Source organism: Mycolicibacterium wolinskyi str. Jessa 2025 (assembly GCF_049241375.1).
GTDB classification, from domain to species: domain Bacteria; phylum Actinomycetota; class Actinomycetes; order Mycobacteriales; family Mycobacteriaceae; genus Mycobacterium; species Mycobacterium wolinskyi.
Genome location: NZ_CP185960.1, coordinates 6,995,946 through 7,017,263 on the forward strand (window position 1 = coordinate 6,995,946; position 21,318 = coordinate 7,017,263).

Annotated in this window: 21 protein-coding genes and 1 pseudogene; 11 read left to right on the forward strand and 11 right to left on the reverse strand. The window is 67.3% G+C overall.

Going from position 1 to position 21,318, the window contains the following annotated elements; translation table 11 throughout:
• Nucleotides 1–131 precede the first annotated feature (131 nt).
• Both ACOI2T_RS34540 and ACOI2T_RS34545 read right to left on the reverse strand, forming a co-directional pair.
• A pseudogene (locus tag ACOI2T_RS34540) lies at nt 132–1,074 on the reverse strand (R2-like ligand-binding oxidase).
• 51 nt (nt 1,075–1,125) lie between these two features.
• On the reverse strand, nt 1,126–2,727 hold the full coding sequence (locus ACOI2T_RS34545) for an MFS transporter (protein WP_409502814.1): 1,602 nt from the start codon (nt 2,725–2,727) through the stop codon (nt 1,126–1,128).
• A gap of 72 nt (nt 2,728–2,799) precedes the next feature.
• Between ACOI2T_RS34545 and ACOI2T_RS34550 the strand changes: the two genes are divergently transcribed.
• The 3 genes from ACOI2T_RS34550 to ACOI2T_RS34560 all read left to right on the forward strand — a co-directional run bounded on the left by ACOI2T_RS34550 (nt 2,800) and on the right by ACOI2T_RS34560 (nt 5,817).
• The gene (locus ACOI2T_RS34550) at nt 2,800–3,120 is read left to right on the forward strand and encodes a GNAT family N-acetyltransferase (RefSeq protein WP_409502815.1); all 321 of its coding nucleotides are present in this window, start codon (nt 2,800–2,802) and stop codon (nt 3,118–3,120) included.
• A 242-nt stretch (nt 3,121–3,362) separates the two neighbouring features.
• The gene (locus ACOI2T_RS34555) at nt 3,363–4,334 is read left to right on the forward strand and encodes a phosphotriesterase family protein (RefSeq protein ID WP_409502816.1); all 972 of its coding nucleotides are present in this window, start codon (nt 3,363–3,365) and stop codon (nt 4,332–4,334) included.
• Nucleotide 4,335: 1 nt separating this feature from the next.
• A complete protein-coding gene (locus ACOI2T_RS34560) occupies nt 4,336–5,817 on the forward strand; it encodes an AMP-binding protein (RefSeq protein ID WP_409502817.1) in 1,482 nt (493 codons plus the stop codon).
• On the opposite strand, the gene ACOI2T_RS34565 is transcribed toward ACOI2T_RS34560, so the two are convergent.
• Nucleotides 5,797–6,135, reverse strand: coding sequence for a hypothetical protein (locus ACOI2T_RS34565; RefSeq protein WP_409502818.1), 339 nt, complete (start codon nt 6,133–6,135; stop codon nt 5,797–5,799). The genes ACOI2T_RS34560 and ACOI2T_RS34565 overlap by 21 nt on opposite strands.
• Nucleotides 6,136–6,186: 51 nt before the next feature.
• Nucleotides 6,187–7,299, reverse strand: coding sequence for an acyltransferase family protein (locus tag ACOI2T_RS34570; protein WP_234790828.1), 1,113 nt, complete (start codon nt 7,297–7,299; stop codon nt 6,187–6,189).
• A 215-nt stretch (nt 7,300–7,514) separates the two neighbouring features.
• On the opposite strand from ACOI2T_RS34570, the gene pgfA reads away from it, so the two are divergent.
• Entirely contained in the window at nt 7,515–8,711 is a 1,197-nt protein-coding gene (pgfA, locus tag ACOI2T_RS34575; RefSeq protein WP_067848413.1) for a cell envelope lipid trafficking protein PgfA, read from the forward strand.
• Nucleotides 8,712–8,728: 17 nt separating this feature from the next.
• Entirely contained in the window at nt 8,729–10,408 is a 1,680-nt protein-coding gene (locus ACOI2T_RS34580) for an MmpA family trehalose lipid delivery protein (protein ID WP_409503074.1), read from the forward strand.
• A gap of 486 nt (nt 10,409–10,894) precedes the next feature.
• Here ACOI2T_RS34580 and ACOI2T_RS34585 read toward each other — a convergent pair whose 3' ends face one another.
• On the reverse strand, nt 10,895–12,055 hold the full coding sequence (locus ACOI2T_RS34585) for a glycosyltransferase family 4 protein (protein ID WP_421875347.1): 1,161 nt from the start codon (nt 12,053–12,055) through the stop codon (nt 10,895–10,897).
• Nucleotides 12,056–12,088: 33 nt separating this feature from the next.
• Here ACOI2T_RS34585 and ACOI2T_RS34590 point away from each other — a divergent pair, with 33 nt between their 5' ends.
• The 3 genes from ACOI2T_RS34590 (at nt 12,089) to ACOI2T_RS34600 (ending at nt 14,708) form a co-directional block, all read left to right on the forward strand.
• Nucleotides 12,089–12,853 (forward strand): class I SAM-dependent methyltransferase, encoded by a 765-nt coding sequence (locus ACOI2T_RS34590; protein WP_409502820.1) that lies wholly within the window; start codon nt 12,089–12,091, stop codon nt 12,851–12,853.
• A gap of 55 nt (nt 12,854–12,908) precedes the next feature.
• The gene (locus ACOI2T_RS34595) at nt 12,909–14,384 is read left to right on the forward strand and encodes an aldehyde dehydrogenase (protein ID WP_409502821.1); all 1,476 of its coding nucleotides are present in this window, start codon (nt 12,909–12,911) and stop codon (nt 14,382–14,384) included.
• A gap of 102 nt (nt 14,385–14,486) precedes the next feature.
• Entirely contained in the window at nt 14,487–14,708 is a 222-nt protein-coding gene (locus ACOI2T_RS34600) for a hypothetical protein (RefSeq protein ID WP_409502822.1), read from the forward strand.
• 51 nt (nt 14,709–14,759) lie between these two features.
• Here ACOI2T_RS34600 and ACOI2T_RS34605 read toward each other — a convergent pair whose 3' ends face one another.
• From ACOI2T_RS34605 to ACOI2T_RS34630, 6 genes are all read right to left on the reverse strand, one after another.
• A complete protein-coding gene (locus ACOI2T_RS34605; protein ID WP_409502823.1) occupies nt 14,760–15,425 on the reverse strand; it encodes a response regulator transcription factor in 666 nt (221 codons plus the stop codon).
• Complete coding sequence (locus tag ACOI2T_RS34610; RefSeq protein ID WP_409502824.1) at nt 15,410–16,882, reverse strand: sensor histidine kinase; 1,473 nt, start codon at nt 16,880–16,882, stop codon at nt 15,410–15,412. The genes ACOI2T_RS34605 and ACOI2T_RS34610 overlap by 16 nt, the downstream gene beginning before the upstream one ends.
• Nucleotides 16,883–16,958: 76 nt before the next feature.
• Nucleotides 16,959–17,252, reverse strand: coding sequence for a hypothetical protein (locus ACOI2T_RS34615; RefSeq protein ID WP_409502825.1), 294 nt, complete (start codon nt 17,250–17,252; stop codon nt 16,959–16,961).
• A gap of 61 nt (nt 17,253–17,313) precedes the next feature.
• The gene (locus ACOI2T_RS34620) at nt 17,314–17,838 is read right to left on the reverse strand and encodes a dihydrofolate reductase family protein (RefSeq protein ID WP_409502826.1); all 525 of its coding nucleotides are present in this window, start codon (nt 17,836–17,838) and stop codon (nt 17,314–17,316) included.
• Complete coding sequence (locus ACOI2T_RS34625; RefSeq protein WP_409503075.1) at nt 17,838–18,746, reverse strand: helix-turn-helix domain-containing protein; 909 nt, start codon at nt 18,744–18,746, stop codon at nt 17,838–17,840. Before ACOI2T_RS34625 ends, ACOI2T_RS34620 begins: the two co-directional genes overlap by 1 nt.
• A 64-nt stretch (nt 18,747–18,810) precedes the next feature.
• Nucleotides 18,811–19,641, reverse strand: a complete 831-nt coding sequence (locus ACOI2T_RS34630) for an arylamine N-acetyltransferase family protein (RefSeq protein ID WP_409502827.1) — start codon at nt 19,639–19,641, stop codon at nt 18,811–18,813.
• Nucleotides 19,642–19,720: 79 nt separating this feature from the next.
• Here ACOI2T_RS34630 and ACOI2T_RS34635 point away from each other — a divergent pair, with 79 nt between their 5' ends.
• The 3 genes from ACOI2T_RS34635 to ACOI2T_RS34645 all read left to right on the forward strand — a co-directional run bounded on the left by ACOI2T_RS34635 (nt 19,721) and on the right by ACOI2T_RS34645 (nt 21,299).
• Nucleotides 19,721–19,978, forward strand: a complete 258-nt coding sequence (locus tag ACOI2T_RS34635) for a ribbon-helix-helix protein, CopG family (protein WP_409502828.1) — start codon at nt 19,721–19,723, stop codon at nt 19,976–19,978.
• Entirely contained in the window at nt 19,965–20,396 is a 432-nt protein-coding gene (locus ACOI2T_RS34640) for a type II toxin-antitoxin system VapC family toxin (protein ID WP_409502829.1), read from the forward strand. Before ACOI2T_RS34635 ends, ACOI2T_RS34640 begins: the two co-directional genes overlap by 14 nt.
• A 93-nt stretch (nt 20,397–20,489) precedes the next feature.
• Nucleotides 20,490–21,299, forward strand: coding sequence for a 1-acyl-sn-glycerol-3-phosphate acyltransferase (locus ACOI2T_RS34645; RefSeq protein WP_067848445.1), 810 nt, complete (start codon nt 20,490–20,492; stop codon nt 21,297–21,299).
• Nucleotides 21,300–21,318: the final 19 nt, after the last annotated feature.

Here is a 21,318-nt window from a genome sequence, read left to right on the forward strand (position 1 = left end):
CCCGCGCAAGCGGGGGTCGATGAATTAGCTGGATCCGGGCGGTTGTGCACGCCCGCGTGCACAAGGCTGTGGTGTCGGCGGCGGAGGGGTTCGCCGACACCACAGCGCGCTCGCGTGCTGCGTAGACAAGATCACGCCGAGGCCGCCAGGGCTCGCTCGTCCTCGTCGGCAAAGGTGTCTTCGAGTTGCAGCGGGGAATAGTCGACATCGATCTCGGCGAGCGGCCGGCCACGCGCACTGCCGATCGTGCCGAACCGCCGCATCCCCTTGTCACTGGAGTACTGCAGGAACTCGTCTTCTTCGAGCCCGAACGGGATGTCGGGGGCGTAGAGGGCGAACCCTTCCTCGGTCAGACGCAACGCCAGCGGGATCAGCTCGGTCATGCGGGTTTCGAACACCGTCCAGTTGGCATCGTCGGCAGCGACGTGCCGCCGGCACGTGAACGTGCCCCAGGCCATATGCCGTCGCTCGTCGTCACCGATGCGCCTGACCAACTCCTGCATACCGGGCAGAATGCCGCGATCGACGCAAATCTTGTGCCATGCATAGTATCCCGTGAGCGCCAGCATGCCTTCCACGACGTGGTTGTAGACGACCGAGGCCCGGACCTGCGCAGCGGGCGAGGGGTCGGCCGTCAACGCGGTCAGCGCATCGGGCAGCTCTTCGCAGAAGATCTGGCGGTAGGCCGGGACCTCGTCGAGATAGCTGTGCAGATCCTCGGTAACGCCGACCGCGTCGAGCCACATCCGAAACACCTGAGTGTGTTTGGCCTCTTCGAACGCGAACTGCGTCAGGTACATCTCGTCGCCGAGCCGGCCTTCGGCGCGCATGGCACTCATGAACGGCTGGATGTCCTTGGTGACGGCCTCCTCGCCGGCGATGAACTCGGCACACAGGCGCGTGGCATACTCGCGTTCGCGCTCCGTCAGCGCCTCCCAGTCCGCGCGATCGCGCGAGAAGTCGATGTCCGCCGGATTCCAGAATTTTCGCATTGCCACCGGCGAACAGCTTCAGCGGCAGGCTGTTCCAGTTGAGACCACCCGCGCCGAGTGAGCCGAATTGTGTCCGAGTCATGAGGTCGACCTCCTCCGGGTCCGCCCGCCCCCCTTTGTGGTACACCTCACACTAGCGTCTCTTCACCGCGATCAGATGGTGCGAGACGGGCTCGCCCTCGATGTAGCGTTCGACAGCTTGCTCGACCAGCAGATCGTGACCGGTCAGGCGGGTGTGGTGCTGGCGTAGATGCTCGTCCCACGACCGCACCACAAACGCCTCCACGAACGTGGCGGCCTGTTCGCCGCTGCGGAACAGCTGCCACTGCGCCGCGCCGGTCCGCTGCCGGGACCGGCCGAGTGCCGCCATGGCGGTGAGGAACTCGGCTTCCTGCTCCGGTTCGACGCGGTAATAGGTGAGCACCACGACGGGACCGTCCGGTGGCTCCGGCTCGAACACCAGTGCCGGTTCGGGCCAATGGGCCGACGGTGTGAGATCGAGGTCGCCGGTGCGCGCGTGCAGCGGCCACCACAGCGCCGACAGCGCGCACACGGCCATCAACGCCGCGCTCACCAACAGGGCGGTGACGCTGCCCGCAGCCCCCGCGACGAAGCCCCAGACCAGCGAGCCGATGGCCTGCCCGCCCATGAAGACCAGCTGATACACCGACAGCCCGCGCGCCCGCACCCAGGCAGGCAGGCTCAGCTGCATCGAGGCGTTGAGTGTCGACAGCGCCAACAACCAGGCAGCGCCGCCGACAACCAGCGTCGCCATCACCACGGCCACCTGGTGCACCAACGCCAGCACCGTGGTGGCGATGCCGAATCCGATGGCCGCGGCGACCAGCAGGGTGTTCTGCCCGAACGCCGCCTGCAGCCGCGACAAGACGAACGCGCCGAGCACCGCCCCGACACCGAGCGCGCCCAGCAGTAGGCCGTAACCGGACGACGACAAGTGCAGTTGGTTCTTCGCGATCACCGCGAGCAGTCCCCACAGGGCACTGCCGGGCACGATGAACAGCACCGCACGCAGCAGGATCCGCCGGATGATCGGCGAGCTCCGGATGAACCGTCCGCCTGCGCTCAGCGCCGCCAGCGGCCGTTCGGCGGGAAAGAGATGTTCGGCGGCGGGGCGGCGCCACATCACCAGCACGGCGACGATCCCGACGAACGACACCGCGTTGAGCGAAAACACCAGCGTCGGCCCGGACAGCGACACCAGGGCGCCCGCGACCGCGGGGCCGATCGCACGCGCACCGTTCATGCTCATGCTGCCGAGCGCCGCGGCGGCCGGGATCTGTTCGCGCGGAACGAGGTCCGGCTGGATGGCCTGCCAGGCGGGCGCGGTGAGGGCCTGCCCGCAGCCGATCAGGAACAGCAGGATCAACAGCACCGTCGGGGTGGCGAGGCCGGCACCGGTGAGCGATGCGAGCGCTGCCACACCCGCGGCCATCGCGCCCTGGGTGGCGATCAGCAAGCGGCGCCGGTCCACCAGATCGGCGAGCACACCGGACGGCAACGCCAACAGCATCACCGGCAGCGTGGTGGCGGTCTGGACCAACGGGACCAGGACGGCGGCGCGCGGATCGGCGACGAGCATCCACTGGGCGCCGACCGTCTGCATCCAGGTGCCGAGATTGGACACGAACTGCGCGATCCACAACGCGCGGTAGATCGGTGAGGCCAGCGGTGCCCATGTCGAGGTCGCCGGCGTCCGCGGTGTCGGAGTCGTCATCGGCCACCCCCGTGTCGAGCCACCGACACGATGTTGCCAGGCCGCGCGGTCGGCTGCGGCATAGTGGGAGCCATGGCTGAAGTTCGCGATATCCCCGACGCCCTCCAGTACGAGATCACCGTCGACGGTGAGCACGCCGGTCTGATCGACTACGTCGACACCGAAGGCCAACGGATCCTCTACCACACCGAAATCGACGACAAGTTCGGCGGCCAGGGGCTGGCCGGCACGCTCGTCGAGCAAGCCCTGGCCGACACCAGGGCGGCCGGCAAGCGCATCGTGCCGGTATGCCCGTACATCGCCAAGTACGTCAAACGCCACCACGACTACGACGACATCCTCGACCCCGTCACCCCCGATGCCGTCGCCGCCGTCAAGGCGCGGCAGGGCTGACGGGCGCCCGATCGCATCTACATCGACAAGCAGACTCCGTCGGTCTGCCAGGCAATGGTCAAGGCCGGCACCGAGTTACGCACGCAAGCTGTTCATGGACCATATCGAGCCCGACGAACTGACTTGCATCGAGCGTGTTTTCACCAGGCTTCACGCCTATCTCCAGACCGCCGACACGAAGTAGACGCGCGACTGGCCCGAATCCGCCACCGGACCATCCGCGCCGTCCTAGCATCGGCCAGGTGCCGACTGTAAACACCGCCAGCGGAACCATCGACACGGCCGACCTCGGTGTCACGCTCATGCACGAGCACGTCTTCATCATGTCGACCGAGCTCACCCAGAACTACCCCGAATCGTGGGGTGACGAGGCCGGCCGGGAAGCCGACGCGATCGCCCGGCTCAACGAACTCAAGGCGCGCGGCGTCGACACGATTGTCGACCTCACCGTCATCGGGCTCGGCCGCTACATCCCGCGGATCGCCCGCATCGCCGCCGCGACCGACCTCAACATCGTCGTCGCAACCGGGCTCTACACCTACAACGACATCCCGATGACGTTCCACTTCCGCGGGCCGGCCATGGGCGGGTCCGAACCGATGACCGAGATGTTCGTCCGCGACATCGACCACGGCATCGCCGACACCGGGATCAAGGCCGCAATCCTAAAGTGCGCCACCGACGAACCGGGCGTCACACCCGGTGTGGAACGCGTACTGCGAGCCGTCGCGCAGGCGCACCGCCAGACCGGCGTGCCGATCTCCACCCATACGCACGCGGCGACCCGCCGCGGTCTGGAGCAGCAGCAGATCTTCGCCGATGAAGGCGTCGACCTGTCGCGCGTGGTCATCGGCCACAGCGGCGACACCACCGACATCGGCTATCTCGAAGAGCTGATCGCCAACGGCTCCTACATCGGCATGGACCGGTTCGGCGTCGACGTGTTCCTGCCGTTCGCCGAGCGCGTGCAAACCGTCGCCACGATGTGCGAACGCGGGCACGCCGACCGGATGGTGCTCTCGCACGACACCTGGTGCTATTTCGATGCGCTGCCCGACGAGATGACCAGTAAGGCGCTGCCCAACAGCCATTACCTGCACATCCACAACGATGTGATCCCCGCGCTCAAAGATCGCGGCGTGACCGACGAGCAGATCAACACGATGCTCGTCGACAACCCACGCCGGATCTTCGGCCGGAAAGGCGGGTACTGACATGCCTGACCGCGTGCCGCCGATCGGCACCCAGACCGCGCGGCTGGCCGAGGCCGAGCCCGACCGGCCGGCGGTGACCTGCGCAGGCCGCACCATCACGCGCGGCGAACTCGATCGTTCGACGAACCGGCTGGCTCGCGCGTACGCCGAATTCGGGGTGGGACAAGGCAATTACGTGACGATCAGCCTGCCCAACTCGATCGAATGGGTGCAGGCCGTGCTCGCCACCTGGAAACTGGGCGCGATCCCCCAGCCACTGTCGCCCCGGCTACCGGACGCGGAGTTCGCCGGAATCCTCGCGCTGCGCCCGCGGGCGCTCGTCGTCGGCCGCGATGGCGGCGAAACCCCTTGGGTACCAAACGGTTTCACGCCGGATCCGGCGTTGTCGGACGAGCCGCTGCCGGAAGCCGTCTCACCGACGTGGAAGTCGATGGCGTCTGGCGGCAGCACCGGGCGGCCCAAACTGATCGAGGCAGGCCATGATAGCCGCGTGCCTGCCCTGATCGGATTCCCGCTCGGTGCGCAGGATGACGACGTCACCCTGATGTCGGTGCCGATGAGCCACAACACCGGATTCACCACGTTCGCGATCGCGCTGCTGATGGGTCAGCATCTCGTCCTCATGCCGCGCTTCGAGCCGGCCGAATTCCTGAGCCTGATCAGCGAGCACCGGGTCACGTTCCTGACGACCGTGCCCACGATCATGCAGCGTGCGCTCGCGGCGTACCGGGCAGATCCGAACGCCTATGACCTGTCGTCGATTCGGCGGTTCTGGCACGTAGGTGCCCCGTGCCCACCCACGGTCAAAGAGGCTTGGATCGAGCTGCTCGACCCCGAGACGGTGTGGGAACTGTACGGCGGCACCGAACTTCAAGCGCTGACCTTCATATCCGGCGAGCAGTGGCTCGCACACCCCGGTTCGGTTGGCACCGTGGTGGCCGGGGAGATGAAGGTGCTCGATGACGACGGAAACGAATGCCCGCCCGGGGTGACCGGCGAGATCTACATGCGGCCCGGGCCAGGCAGCGCGCCGACATACCGCTATGTGGGCACCACGGCGAAGAGCCGCGACGGCTGGGATACGTTGGGCGATCTGGGTTTTTACGTCGACGACGGTGACGAGCGTTACTTCTACCTCAACGACCGTCGCGTCGACATGTTCACGGTCGGGGGTCGCAACGTCTACCCGGCCGAGATCGAAGCCGCCCTCGCGGCACATCCCGACGTGCTGTCCTGCCTCGTCGTCGGTGTGCCCCACGAGGATCTCGGACAGATGCCCCATGCCCTGGTGCAGAGGACCGAGGAGTCGACGCTGGCCGCCGAGGCCGTTAAAGACTTTGTGCGGAAATCGCTTTCGGGTTACAAAGTGCCCGCCTCGGTGGAGTTCGTCGACACCCCGTTGCGTGACGACGCAGGCAAGGCGCGGAGGTCCGCGATACGCGACGAGGTTATCGCTCGACTGTCACTGCAGCACGTCGAATAGCCGCACAATCCAGAAGACCTGGTAGACGATCGCGACCACCACGAACGTCAGGTGGTAGCGCTTGTCGGCCACGAACACCGCGATCAGCGAGCAGACGACCAGCACCACCTGCTTGACCACGTACTCGGTGCCGAGTGAGTGGAAATAGTCCGCGCCCTTGATCGCGGTGTCCACCAGGTCGATCAGGAACATGACTGCCAGCAGGCTGTAGAACCATTTGCGTCGCGATTCGAAATAGTCCTGGAACCCGGCGTAGTCGTCCATCTTGTCGGGATAGAGCAGTGAGGCGATCGCGACGTACAGCGTGGCGTAGAACACTCACCGCCTCCGCAGGCGAGAGTCGTTTGAAACCGGCGTGTTTGATTGACGTCAGCGTGAAATAGGTTCGGGCTCCGGGGTAATCGAACTGTCCAGCGGTGGCACCGGGCGTTCGTGGCGGTACTCCCACCGCCGCAGCGCCTCGCGGCACGGCGATTCGACGAGCGCATAGCTGACGGCCGCGAGCGCGAACCCGAACACCGTCGTCAACACCAGGACCACCAGCATGCGGCCGTTGAACAGGAATTCGCCGAGCATCGGGAACACCATCGCCAACGCGGCGAGGTGCCACACGAACAGCCCATAGGACCAACGACCCAGGGTGACCATGACCGGGCTGCCCAGAATGCGATGCGGCGTGTCGGGGTGATCGAGCACGAGCGGGGCGAGCAGCGCGCCCGCGACCACGGCGCCCATCGCGGTCTTCAGTGTCACCTGGCCGACCGAACCGGGATGCAGACCCTCCAGGCCGGCCAGCGGAGAGGCCGCGATGCCGAACGCGACGGCCGCGATGACGGCCATCAACACGCGGCGCCGGGCCAGGCGGTGTACCCATCCGAACGGGCTGACGGTCAGTTCGGCCAGCACCATGCCCGCGGCGAACCACGAGAAGAACGCGGGCGGCCAGTTCCACGGATTGAGGCCGGTGGTGCCGTCGAACGGGATGCGCACCCACAACAGGCTCAACGCGGCGACCGCGACGATCACCCCGATGCGGGCGCGCACCGGCAGCCGGCGCGCGAAGAAGGCCAGTAGCGGTAGTGCGAGGTAGAAGCTGACCTCGACCGACAGGCTCCACATCTGTGTCAGGCCGGCCGTCAGGGTCAAGGGCACGTAGATCTGCGTGAGGCTGAGATTGGCCAGCCACACCGTCAGATCGGCCTTGGCCTCCGGTAACAGCAGCAGGATCACGACGACCGCCACCAGGTAGCCGGGCATGATGCGCACGATCCGCGACCGCAGGTAGTGGCCCGTCGGCGGGCGTTCGCGCAGTCCGCGGGCCGCGGCGGCGTGGCCACGCCACAGCAGGAACCCTGACAACGCGAAGAACACCGCGACCGCGAGGTCGAACCGGCCGAAGATGCGGCCCGTGATGCCCCCGGTGTGACCAGTCTGAAAGGCCACGTGAGTGAGCACGACGCCCATCGCCGCACAGGCGCGCATGCCTTCGACCGCCGGCAGGAAACTACGCGTGCCGCCGACCGTCGACTCTCCGGTGGTCACGGCGACCAGTGTGCCGGGCGGGCGCACCCACGCCAAACTGCGGGTTAATGCACACAGCCGGATGCCGTCGTAGTAAGTGATGGCCTTAAATAGTGCTGTTAGGGTCGAACGGGTTTGCCTCAGGACGAGTTGGCCCACACCGAAGGAGGCCCGGTTTGAACCGCGCTGTGGCGCTGCGTATCGCGGCATGCGGACTCATGGGGTTGGGTGCTGCCCTGCTGATCGCCGCACTGTTGCTGACGACGTACACCAAGAGCAAAATCGCCAAGATTCCGCTCGACATCGACACGACGCTGGTCAGCGACGGAACCGCAACCGCCTTCGATCCGGCATCGCTGACCGCTGAGAAGTTCTCGATCGACCGGAACGTTCCGGTCGCGTTGCAGCAGCAGATCAGCGTCGAGGCGCCGTCGAACGCCGAAGTGGTGACGCTGCAGGTGGGCAGCTCGCTGCGCCGCACGGACCGCCAGCAGGACAACGGCCTGCTGTTGGCGATGGTCGACACCGTCACGGTGAACCGGAACTCGGCGCTCGCGGTGTCCAGCGAGAACAACCCCGGCGGTGCGGTGCAGAAGCCGCGCGCGATCGAGGACGAGAAGCCGCCGACCAACATCGCCCTGCCGCACGAGGGCCTGACCTACCGGTTCCCGTTCGACACCGAGAAGAAGACGTATCCGTTCTTCGATCCGATCGCCCAGAAGCCGTTCGACGCCAACTACGACGGCGAAGAAGACGTCAACGGGCTGACCGCCTACCGGTTCATCCAGAACGTCGGCTACGACGCCGAAGGCAAATTGGTGGAGCCGGTCAAGTACTCATCGCTGTACGAAGACGACGCTGACTCGTCGGTGACCGCGCGAGCCGAGATGTGGGGCGTGCCGGGTGAGCCGGACGAGTCGATCACGATGGACCGCTACTACGCCGCGCAGCGCACCTTCTGGGTCGACCCGGTGTCGGGCACCATCGTCAAGGCCGAGGAGCACGGCTATCAGTACTACGCGCGCGAGGCCCTCAAACCCGAGGTGACCTACGTCGACTACAAGGTCACCTCGACCGAGGAAACCGTCGAATCCCAGGTCTCGGCCGCTCAAGACGAACGCGACCGGGTGGCGCTGTGGACGCGGATCCTGCCGATCACGTTCACCGCGCTCGGCCTGATCGCGTTGGTCGGCGGCGCAGTCGTGGGTTCGTTTGCGGTGCGGGCGGAGTCGACGCTGATCGACCCCGGGCTCGACACCGCCGACCACGGGTTCTTCGACACCCAGGGCATCCAGGTACCGGGTGCGGAGGCCAAGACCGAGAAGCTGCCTGCGCAGCGACCGTCTGACCTGCCTCCGGACCGACCGATCTGAGCCGGCGCTCCTTCCACCTGCCTGCGTACGCGCTGGCACTGTCGTTATTGGTGACGGCCCCGCTGCTGGCACCCGGATACCTGCTGTTGCGCGACGCGGTGTCGACACCGCGGTCCTATCTGACCGACGCCGCGCTCGGCTTGTCCGAGGCCGCGCCGCGGGCCCTGCCGCAGGACTTCTTCGTCGCGCTCACGTCGACCGTGATCGACGGCGGCGTGGTGGTGAAAGTCCTGTTGGTGGCCGCGCTGTGGCTCGCGGGCTGGGGCGCGGCGCGGCTCGTATCGCTCGTGGTCCCACCGGCCGGGCTCGCCGGCCAGTTCATCGCGGCCACGCTGGCCATCTGGAATCCCTACGTCGCCGAGCGGCTGCTGCAAGGCCATTGGAGCCTGCTGGTCGGCTACTGCTGCCTGCCCTGGGTGGCCGCGACGGTGGTGCGCATGCGGACCGACGGCTTTACGTGGCGTGCGGCGTTCGGGCTGGCCTTCTGGATCGCCCTGGCCGGTCTGACGCCGACAGGGCTGATGATGGCCGCCGCGGTCGCGCTGACCTGCGTTGCCGTACCGGGCGACGGCTGGCAGCGGTGGCGGGTCGCGGGGTGCGGTCTTGGATTGGCGGTGCTGGCCGCGGTGCCGTGGCTCGTGGCAGCGGCCGTGGGGGGTGCGGTTTCGTCGTCGCCCGATCCGGCTGCCGGTGTGCGTGCGTTCGCCGCACGCGCCGAACCGGGTTTGGCGACGCTGGGCAGCCTGGCGAGCCTCGGTGGCATCTGGAACAGCGATGCCGTCCCTGCCTCCCGCGCGGGACTTTTCGCGGTCGTGGCCGCCGCGGTGCTGCTCGGAATCGTCGCGCTCGGCCTTCCGGTCGTCCTACGCAAGCCTGCGGCGGTGCCGTTGCTGGTGCTCGCGGCGTTCGCCGTGCTCATGCCCGCGGCGATGGCCACGGGGCCGGGTTTGGCCGTCGTGGAATCCGTGACGCGTGCGGTTCCCGGTCTCGGGGTCGTGCGCGACGGGCAGAAGTGGGTCGCGCTGGCCATGCCCGGGTATGTGCTGGCGGCAGCGGCGGCCCCGCAGGCGTTGCAGCGGCTGCGCGTGCCGGCCGGTGCGGCCGCGGCGGTGTGCTGTGCCGCGCACATCGCGGTGCTGCCCGACCTGGCCTGGGGCGTCGGCGGCAAGGTCACCACCGTGCAATACCCATCCGGCTGGGCTGCCGCGGCCGACGTGATCAACGACGATCCCCGCCCCGTCGCGGTGTTGCCCCCCGACAGCATGCGGCTGTTCTACTGGGCCGGCGCCGCACCGGTGCTGGACCCGCTGCCTCGCTGGGTGCGAGCCGACGTGCTGACGACCGGCGATCTGTTCATCGGCGGTGAGATCGTGCCCGGCGAGGGAGCACGGGCCCGCGAGGTCCAAGATCTGCTGCGGACGGGCGCCGATCGGCAGACGCTGGCCGACGCCGGCGTCGGCTGGCTGGTGGTTCAAACCAACGGCATCCCGTCGAATCTGCCGTTGCCGGTGGCTTACCGCGACGGCGATATCACCGTGCACCGCATCGGCGGATCGGCACCGGCGGCGTCCGGCCGGCCGCTGATGATCGCCGCGCATCTTGTGTGGCTGGGGGTGTTGGTGGCGGGCGCGCTCGGCATGGTGATCACGGCGCTTCGAGGGCGGCGCGTTCGCGATGCCGTGACGGCGACCCAGTGAGGTGCCGACCTGCCCGCCTATGAGCGACAATGTCGCTGAAATCGCCTCGGGTGCAACATCTTTCACTTGAGCCCCACGGCGTGAGCAACATCGGTCACTTTGCCCCCACCGGCCTTATCGGTAACGCAAATTCGGCTGTCCACCTATCAGCGACAATGTCGCGCGCGGGGGTTATTGCATTCGCGGCCGGAGCCTCTGGAGTGCTATCTGTCGCTACGCCGAGGACTCCAGTCAGTATGTGACAGCAGCCCAAGGCGTAGACGCCACCCCGAATACCGTTGGCAATCAGCGTCATCCATTGCCCACCTCTCCAGCGACAAAGTCGCTCGTAAGCGGGCACGTAACCGCTGAGGCTGCTGTTGCGCCAGCCGACTCCTGTGGCCAATCAGCCCAAAACTGGTGTGGCCAGCGGGACAACCGATGCAGCAGAGGCGATTTCAGCGACATTGTCGCTCACAGGCGGGCAGACCCACACCTCGGCCGAACTCAGACCAAACCGCTGACGTAGCGCCCATCGCGAACCGACTCAAGCACGCTACGCATCGCGTCCGCGCTTTGCGCCCAGGAGAATTCGTCGCTGCGCGCCTGGGCCTTGCTGCCCAGCTGCGCACGCAGCACCGGATCGGTCAGCAGCTGCCGAAGCCCGGACACCAGACCGTCGCCATCGTCGACCAGCATCCCGGTGACGCCGTCGACGATCGAGTCCGTCAACCCGCCCGAGGAGCGGTAGCCGATGGTGGGCACACCGTGTTGAGCGGCCTCGGTGACCGCGAGCCCCCAGCCTTCTTTGCGGGACGGCAGCACGTGCACCCAACTCTGCTGCAGCACTCGATGTTTCGTGACGTCATCGACGTGGCCGTGGAACGTGACGGCGTCGGGGATGCCGAGAAGGTTGGCGTGGTCGACGAGGCGCTCCTGCCACCAGCCACCGCCCAGGATGTCGAGGTGTAGGCCCGGGATGTCGTCCCGCAGCTGCGCGACGGCCTCAAGAGCATCCTCGATCTGCTTGTGCGGTACCAGCCGCGAGAGCACCACGATACGAGGCGTCTGGGAGCGGGGCAGCTCCAGCGTGCGCTCGGGCGCTTCGTCAAGTCCGTTGCGCACCACGGCGATACGGCCGGAATCGACGCCGAGCTCGTTGAGATCGCGCGCCGATGGCAATGACACCGTGACGTACTGGTTGCGGCGGTGCAGGCGCGGCGACAACTTCGACTCGACGAACCAGCCGACCCGGCCCATCACGGGTCCGGCAACGGGCCACAGCTCACGGTGGCAGTGGTGCACGAGCACCGCCACGCGCCGGCCGAAGGCCAGCCGCGCGAGAAAGGGCAGTCCGTTCTGGGTGTCGACGACGACGTCGGGCCGCGACCGGCGCAACGGCCCGAGGCCGATGCGGGCCAGCACCATCGCCAACCCGGCCCAGATGTACACCGAGTACGGGCCCCCGCCCCGGCTGATCCGCACCCCGTCGACGATCTCCTCGCGCGCCGCCCCTGGATAGCGTGCGGTGCGCAATGTGACGTTCATGCCTTCTTTGGCCCACTGCGCGCCGATGCGCTGCACGTAAGCTTCGCTGCCACCGCCCTGCGGGTGCCCGGTGTCGCGCCAGCACAGCAGCAGGACGGACGAGATGGGCGCAGCGGACATCGTGTTGAGAGTACCGGCCAGTACGTTGGGCGAGTGAATCCGACCGACCGCTTTGCCCGCCGCGCGACTTTGCGCCGGTCGGTGCGGTTGCTGTCGCAGTTCCGCTTCGAGCAGACCGCACCGGCCCGTTTCTACGGGGCGCTGGCCGACGACACCGTCGCGATGGTGGCCGACCTGTGGACCGGAGCGACCGGCAACTCCGCCACCGGCCGCACGGTGCTCGACGTGGGCGGTGGGCCGGGTTACTTCGCATCGGCCTTCGAGGCCGCGGGCATGCACTACATCGGCGTTGAGCCGGATCCGCGCGAGATGCACGCAGGTCCGGCCGGAGAGCCGGGGGCGGGGACCTTTGTCCGAGCGTCCGGGACGGCGCTGCCGTTCGCCGACGCCAGCGTCGACATCTGCCTGTCGTCGAACGTCGCCGAGCACGTGGCGCAGCCGTGGCGGCTGGGCAACGAGATGCTGCGGGTGACCCGCCCCGGCGGTCTGGCGGTGTTCTCCTACACGGTGTGGCTCGGTCCGTTCGGCGGTCATGAGATGGGTCTCACGCACTATCTCGGCGGTGCGCGAGCCGCCGATCGCTACGCCCGCAAACACGGCCACCGACCCAAGAACGACTACGGATCGTCGTTGTTCGCGGTGTCGGCCGCCGACGGCTTGGAATGGGCCGCGAGCACCGGATCGCTGATCGCCGCATTTCCCCGCTACCACCCACGATGGGCATGGTGGATGACGTCGGCGCCGGGGTTGCGGGAGTTCATGGTGAGCAATCTGGTACTCGTTCTGCGGCCCCGGTAGGCCGCCCAACTGGAACAGGTTCTCGTTTCACCGAAATCTGGGTAGTGTGACGCTCATGACACAGAGTGTGGATGTCGCCAAGACCGATTACGACAAGTTGTTCATCGGCGGCCACTGGGTCGAGCCGTCGACCTCCGAGATCATCGAAGTCTTCTCCCCCGCCACCGGCGAGAAGGTCGGCCAGGTGCCGCTGGCCGCCGAGGCCGATGTCAACGCCGCGTGCGCCGCAGCCCGCAAGGCGTTCGACGAGGGCCCGTGGCCGCGGATGTCGCCCGCCGAGCGCCAGGCCGTGCTGGCCAAGACCGTGGAACTGGTCAACGCGCGGGCCGACGAGTTCAAGCACCTGCTGAAGCTGGAGACCGGCCAGCCGCCGACCATCGTCGACATGATGCAGTTCGGCGCGGGTGTGTCCGGGCTGCAGTACTACGCCGGTGCGGCGGACAAGTTCGCGTGGAAGGACATCCGCGACGGCATCTACGGCCAGACCATGGTGCTCAAGGAGCCCATCGGCGTGGTCGGCGCGGTGATCGCCTGGAACGTGCCGTTCTTCCTGGCCTGCAACAAGCTCGGTCCGGCGCTGCTCGCGGGCTGCACGGTCGTGCTCAAGCCGGCCGCCGAGACCCCGCTGACCACCAACCTGTTCGCCGAGGTGTTCGCCGAAGCGGGCCTGCCCGAAGGCGTGCTGTCGATCGTGCCTGGCGGTGTGGAGACCGGTCGCGCCCTCACCAACAACCCCGAGCTCGACAAGTTCACGTTCACCGGGTCGAGCGCGGTCGGCAAGGAGATCGGCAAGATCGCGGCCGAGAAACTCAAGCCGTGCACGCTCGAGCTGGGCGGCAAGTCGGCAGCGATCATCCTCGAAGACGCCGACCTGGATTCGACGCTGCCGATGCTGGTGTTCTCCGGGCTGATGAACAGCGGGCAGGCCTGTGTCGGTCAGACCCGCATCCTGGCGCCCCGGTCGCGCTACGACGAGGTCGTAGAGAAGCTCGCGGCCGCAGCCGCCGGGATGCAGGCCGGGCTGCCCGACGATCCCGCTTCGATGATCGGCCCGCTGATCAGTGAGAAGCAGCGTGAGCGTGTCGAGGGCTACATCAAGAAGGGCGTCGAGGAAGGTGCCCGGATCGTCACGGGTGGCGGCCGGCCCGAGGGCCTGGATTCGGGTTGGTTCGTGGAGCCGACGGTGTTCGCCGACGTCGACAACTCGATGACCATCGCGCAGGAGGAGATCTTCGGGCCCGTGCTGGCGGTGATCCCCTACGACACCGAGGACGAGGCGGTGCGGATCGCCAACGATTCGCCCTACGGCCTGGCCGGCAGTGTGTACACGACCGATTTCGGCAAGGCCATGGAGATCGCGTCCAAGATCCGCACCGGGACGTACGCGGTCAACATGTACGCGTTCGACCCGGGCGCTCCGTTCGGCGGGTACAAGAACTCGGGCATCGGCCGCGAGAACGGCCCCGAGGGCATCGAGGCCTACACCCAGGCCAAGAGCGTGCTGCTGCCGTTCGGCTACACGCCGGAGTAAATCCGCGAGCATGAGAAGGTGCTCATCTTCGGCTCCTGAACGCCTCATGCAGGGCCGTGAGTCTTGTGTTGTCGGGAAACCACACACGAGAAGGAGCACCTCATGCAGCGACCGGAGATATGGAAGGTCCTGACAGTCGGTCTGGCGTTGACCGGCCTCGGCTTGGTCGGCGCGGGCACCGCGTTCGCCGACAGCACGTCGCCTGCCCCAGTCACGACCGTCAACACGACGTTGGCGCTCGACGATGACGACGACTGGGGCGACGACGACTGGTACGGCCACGACGACTGGGACGATGATTGGGACGACTGGGGCGACGACTGAACGCTCGCCCCGACAGTGGGCGCCCGTCACCTCCCGGGGTGACGGGCGCCGCTACGGCAGGTCTTCGAGCCGGTAACCCATACCGCGCAGGGTGACGAACCGATCGGCCCCGAGCTTGCGGCGCAGATAGCGCACGTACACGTCGACGACGTTCGACCCGGGATCGAAGTCGTAGCCCCACACGTGGCTGAGCAGCTGTTCGCGGGACAGCACCTGGCCGGGGTGGCGCAAAAACGTCTCCACGAGCGCGAATTCGCGTGCCGACAGGTCGACCGTGTCGCCGCCCACCCGTGCGCGCCGGGTGCGGAGATCGAGTTGCAGACCGCCGTAGGACAACACCGTGAGCTCGGCGGCACGGTTCGAGGTCAGCCGCAGACGAACGCGGGCCAGCAGCTCCTCGAACCGGAACGGCTTGGGCATGTAGTCGTCGGCCCCGCCCTCCAGACCGGCGACGGTGTCCTGCACGCTGTCTCGCGCCGTCAGCACGATCACCGGGATCGGGTTGCGGTCGGCCCGCAGTTTGCGCAGCACGCTGAAACCGTCGATGTCGGGCAGGCCGATGTCGAGGATCATGAGGTCGAATCCCCCAGTCATCGCGTAGTCGTAGGCCGCACCGCCCTCGGCAACCACCGTCACCGCAAAACCGTTGGCGGACAGACCTTTCTCGATGAACGACGAGATGCGCGGCTCATCCTCGGCGATCAGGATGCGGGCCACGGCGCCTCCTCCGGGATCGCGGGTATGACCACGGTGAACGTCGCGCCCTGGCCCACGACGGTGTCCAGCAGCACCTCACCACCGTGCGCGACGGCGATCGCCCGCACGATCGCCAGACCCAGGCCGGCACCGTCGGACCGGCGGCCACCCGCGCTCCCCCGCCCGAACCGCTCGAAGATCCGCGACCGATCGGCCTCGCTGACGCCCGGGCCGGTGTCGGACACCCAGAACCGCAGCCAGCCGCCGGACAGCTGGGAGCCGATGCCGATCCGGTCCCCCGGCTTCGTGTAGCGGCACGCGTTGTCGGCCAGCGCGACCAGCGCCTGGGTGATGCGCTGCGGGTCGAGCACCGCGACGACGCGCGCGCACGCGTCGAACGTGAACTCACGGTCGCCGAGCCGGCTGACCTTGCCGAACGCGTCGGCGGTCAGCGCCCCGACATCGACGGGCACGGGCTGCAAGAACGCGGGCTGCTCGGCCCGGGCCAACAGCAGGAGATCGGCGACCATGCGGTTCATCCGGTCGAGTTCGTCGTCGACGAGCGCGACGGTCGACTCCACATCGGCCCGGTCGCCGGGATCGAGCACCTCCAGATGCCCGCGCACGATCGTGATGGGGGTGCGCAACTCGTGGCCGATGTCGTCGATGAACCGCCGCTGGGCCGAAACCCCGGCTTCGACCCGGTCGAGCATCCGGTTGACGGTCCCGACGAGGGCATCGAGCTCATCGCCTTCACCGCTGGACGGGATGCGTTGGGACAGATCGGTTTCGGTGATCGTGCGCGCGGTGTCGACGACATCGCGCAGCGGCCGCAGGATGCGGCCGGCCACCAACCAGGCCGCACCCGCCGCGCCGAGAACCGTGATGGCCCCGACGATCAGCATGAGGCGGGCCGCGTCGTCGGCACTGTCCCGCTCGGCGTCACTGAGGTAGGCCGCGACGATCACGCCGTGGCCCGGGTCCCCGTCGAGCCGGACCGGGATGGCGAGGTATCGCACGTCGCCGGCCTCCAGATGCGCGTAGTTGCCGTCGGTGGGGGCGGTCAACGACGCCACCAGAGCGGTGAACTCGGGATCGCTCGCGAGCACCTCCGGAGTACCGGGCTCCTGACGGCTCTGCGTGCGGTACTCGCCGTCGACGTACCCGAGGAACTTCTCGTTGGGCCGCGCGAGGTTGTAGGCGATGGCTTCCCGGATCACCTCGTCGACGCTGGTGAACGGTTCGCCCGTGCGCGGGTTGACGCCGGGTGCGGTGAGTTCGGTGAATTCGCTGACCTCGAACCGCAGCGCCTCGTCGATCCGCGTGTCGATACCCGAGACCAGTAGCCGCCAGGTCACGAACGTGACGATGCCGAGCGCAGCCAGCACCAGCAGCAGCATCCACGCGATGATCCTGGTCCGCGCGGTCGAGGGCAGCAGCCGACGCAGACGCGAACGTGCTGCTGGGGTGCGGGGCATCGACGACATCCTGGGATTCGTTGCTGGGTGAAACCCATACTGCCCGGCGGGCGCCTGCACGACGGTATCGCCGCGTTCAGTCATCCCCGTCGTCGTCATCCCCGTCGTCGCCCCAGTCGTCGTCATCGCCACCGCCCCACGAGCCGCTCGCCGGCGGCCCACCCTGGGTGACCGGCGGAGGCGGGGCCGGGACTCCGGACGGCTCCGGCGGCGGTGCGACGGATTGGGCGGTGGCCGGCCGCTGCGGCGCATGCACGACGATCGGCCCGATCGGCTGCTCGTCGGCGCTCGAGGTCATGGAGACGCCGACGACTGTCGCGCCCCCGGCGATCACCAGGGCCGCGATCGGGATCAGGATCGTCGTGCGCACACCGTCAAGCCTGCGGGTGGTGAGTCTCCCGTCGGTTAGACGCAGATGAGAACGCTCTCATCTACGCGCGCGTCCAGCGGGCGCACACGAAGTCGCCGTTGACCGCCGATTCCGCCAGAACCCACTCCGAGCGGATCGGCAACACCCGCGAGCCCGCCCCGAGAGAACACGGCGTATAGCTGACGATCATCTCGTCGATCAGGCCGGCCGCGACGAACTGCGCCGCGATCTCTCCGCCACCGACGACCCAGACGTCCTTGCCCGCGGCGGCCGAGACCAGCTTGGGATGCAACTCGGTGATGTCGCCTTCGAAGACCTGCACCGGATGGCCCTCGACGATGATCTGCGGCCGATGGGTCAGCACCCACGTCGGCTGGTCGTACGTCCATCCATCGGGGTCGTTCTTGACGATCCACTCGTAGGTCGCCGATCCCATCGCCAGTGCACCGATGGTCTTGATGAAATCGTCGTAGCCGAAGGGGCCGCCCTGGTCGATGTTTCGCGTGATCAGCCAGTCCAGGCTGTCGTTGTCGTCGACGATGTAACCGTCGAGGCTTGATGCGGTGTAGTAGACGGTTTTGCTCATCAGTCCCTTCTCATCCATTCCAGTGGATCACCCCGGTGCGTGTCGATGCCGTGACGCGCGAGCATCGCGCGGGCCAGCCCGCGCCGGTGCGCCGAGTAGTTCAGTACGTGCGCGACGATGCCGTACAGCTGAAACGATTCCGGCGGATCGCACAGCGCGTCGATCACCGTATCGGCCAGCCTGCCCGCCGCTGCGTGTTCGGAAATCACTGTGGTCCACCGCTTTCCGATCACCTCGTGGTGGACGGCAAGTTGTTCTGCGGTCGCCTCCGCAGTAGTCGTACGCGACGGGAAGTCATGGCCTTCGATCGTGGCCAGCCACACTTCTTTCGTCCACACGATCGTGCCGAGCACCTCGGCGACACTGGGTTCGGGGCCGTCCCAGTCCAGTACCACCTGTCCGGGTGAAATCTCCTGTCGCCATTGCGTTTCCGTGAGCGCCGCGGCCTGCTCGATCAGATACCCGCTGTCGGCGACGTCGTGGACGAGCATGAACTGCGCGATGTCAGGCCCGGAACCGCCCGCACGGCCGTCACACCACAACGAGTGCGGCGGGTGGAAATGCACGCCGTTCGGTGCGGCCAAACGGAATCCGACGGCGCTCGCCCGCGACGGCGGCACCCCGAACGCCCGTCGAAACGCCCGCGAGAACACCTCCGCCGACGACCAACCCTCGGCGGCGGCGACCTCCGCGACACCCTCACCTTGCCGAAGCCGCCACGCGGCACGTTCCAGCATCACGCGCCTGCGCAACGCGGCCGGTGGTTCACCGGTGAGTCGGCGTACCTCCCGCGAGAAATGAAATTCCGAGGCGTGACTGCTGCGGGCCATCTCGCCGACGCCGGCGTTGTCGTCGGCCACCACCGCGTCGAGCAACTCCCGCAATCGGTCCCGTCCGTTCGGCTGCACGCTCACATTCACCGAGTATGGTCGGCCGCCGGCGCCAGGAACATGACTTTTCCTGCTGTCTGCCTCAGGCGTCGAGCACCTCGTCGACCCGGGCCTTGAGGTCGACGTGCGCACCGAGGTCGGTCAGATCGATCCCGAATCGGCCTTCGAGCGCGTCGAGCACCTGGCCTGCGGTGTCGAAGCGCACCCGCTCGGTCTCACCGCGGCTGTGGATGGCCAGATTGCGACCCCGTAGGTTGATCCTGGCGTCGTCGGTGATCAGTGCGGCCGTCAGCCCGACGACGAAGATCGACTCGGGATACGTTGACACGTACCAACTTCCGACTTCGAGATCGATGCACGGCCGGGGCTCGGTGGTGAACGTGTACAGCGGCTTCCAGTCCCCGCGGACCTGCGCCTGCAGCACGAGCCCGTCCCCGTGTTCGAGAAGCCGATACGGCTCGTGGCGCGTTTCCTGGACCGGTCCGGCCGCCAACCGGATCGGTGATGACAGTGTCTGACCGCCGAATCCGACGTCCACCAGGTAGCGCTCGTCCTCGCCGGGCACCGTCACGGCGAGGACGTTGTGGGTCTGCGCGGGCAGCGGCGCGTCGGGCTCTTTCATCCACACCACGCGGCCGGCCAGGCGATCGACCCCGAACCCGAGCTGTTCCAGCACGTAGCCCAGCAGGCCGTTGTGCTCGTAGCAGTATCCGCCGCGGCGGCGGTCGACGAGCTTGTCGTGCAGCGCCCCGAAACTCAGGTCGACCACCGGTATGCCCAGCAGCGGGTCGAGGTTTTCGAACGGGATGGACCGGTTGTGCGCGGCCACGATTGCACGCAACGTGTCGAGGTCGGTGCGCGCCGGTCCCGAGAAGCCGATCCGCGCGAAGTATGCGGTGAGGTCGGTTGCCATGCGCACCATCGTGCGACCTCAACGGCTGTTCAGGTCAACCAGGCATCTTTATGCCTGGTGCTGAAGCTAAGATGACAGCATGCGCACCACCATCCGGATCGACGACGAGCTCTACCGCGAGGTGAAGGCTCGCGCTGCGCGCTCCGGGCGAACAGTCGCGGCTGTTCTGGAGGATGCGGTGCGACGTGGGCTCGAGCCGGCCGCGCACCAAGACCGGCCTCCCTACGCCGTCCGACCGACGGGCTCCGGCGGGCTTCGGCCAGGTATCGACATCGCCTTCAACAGCATCGTCGCCGAGGCAATGGACGAGAGCGCATCGTTCGATGCTTTGCGTTGACGTCAACGTCCTCGTCCATGCCCATCGACCCGACCTGCCGGAGCACGCCGACTACCGGTCACTGCTCGAGCGGATCGCCAACGGCGATGAGCCACTTGGGTTGCCCGACATCGTGCTCAGCGGGTTTCACCGCGTGATCACCAATCGCCGTGTCTTCACCGAGCCCACAGATCCACAGCAAGCATGGGAGGCGATCGACGCGCTCGTCGCGGCACCCGCGGCACTCACTGTGCGCAGCGGCGAGCGGCACTGGCAGCTGTTCCGGCAACTCTGTGAAGACATCGCGGCACGTGGCAACGATGTCCAGGACGCGTACGTCGCCGCCTACGCACTTGAGAACAACGCCACGTGGCTCAGCGCTGACCGTGGGTTTGCCCGCTTCCGTCGATTGCGCTGGCGTCATCCGCTTGACCAATAGCACCCACAGCAACCTGCGGTTTTGTGAAAATCCGGGCGTTACCTGGGTACACTGCAAAACTAGAACACGTTTCAATTCGTATCAGGGGGACTTGTGGCCGCCACCGACATCGATCCGCCCGAGATCACCAAGTGGGATCCAGGCCTGACCGAGAAGGTCATGGGTTGGCTGCGGCCGCTGATCAAGGGCTACCACCGCGCGGAGGTGCGCGGCCTGGAAACCTTCCCCAACGGCGGCGCCCTCGTGGTGTCGAATCACTCGGGCGGGCTGTTCCCGATGGACGTGCCGGTGTTCGCGACGGGCTTCTACGAGAAGTTCGGGTACGGCCGCCCGGTGTACACGCTGAGCCACGACATGCTGATGACGGGGCCCACCGCGGATTTCTTCAAAAAGACCGGATTCATCCGCGCCAACCACGAGAACGCCGACGAGGCACTGCGCTCGGGCGGCGTGGTAGTCGTCTTTCCCGGCGGCGACTTCGACGTCTACCGGCCCACCCTGGCGGCCAACAAGATCGACTTCGACGGCCGCACCGGATACGTCAAAGCCGCACTCAATGCCGGTGTGCCGATCGTTCCGATGGTCGGGATAGGAGGACAGGAAGCCCAGCTCTTCCTGTCCCGCGGCACCGCGGTGGCCAAGGCGCTGGGCCCGATCGCCCGGATGGCCCGCACCAAGATCGTGCCGCTGTCGTTCGGTTTTCCGTTCGGGTTGTCCGCGGTCGTGCCGCTCAACGTGCCGTTGCCCACCAAGATCGTGATGAAGACGCTTCCGCCGGTCGACATCGTCGCCGAGTTCGGTGAGAATCCCGACATCGACGAGGTCGACGCACATGTCCGCCATGTGATGCAGCGGGCGCTGGACGAGCTCGCGGAAGAACGCCGCTTCCCGGTGATCGGCTGATCCGCGGTGGGCCCGCTCG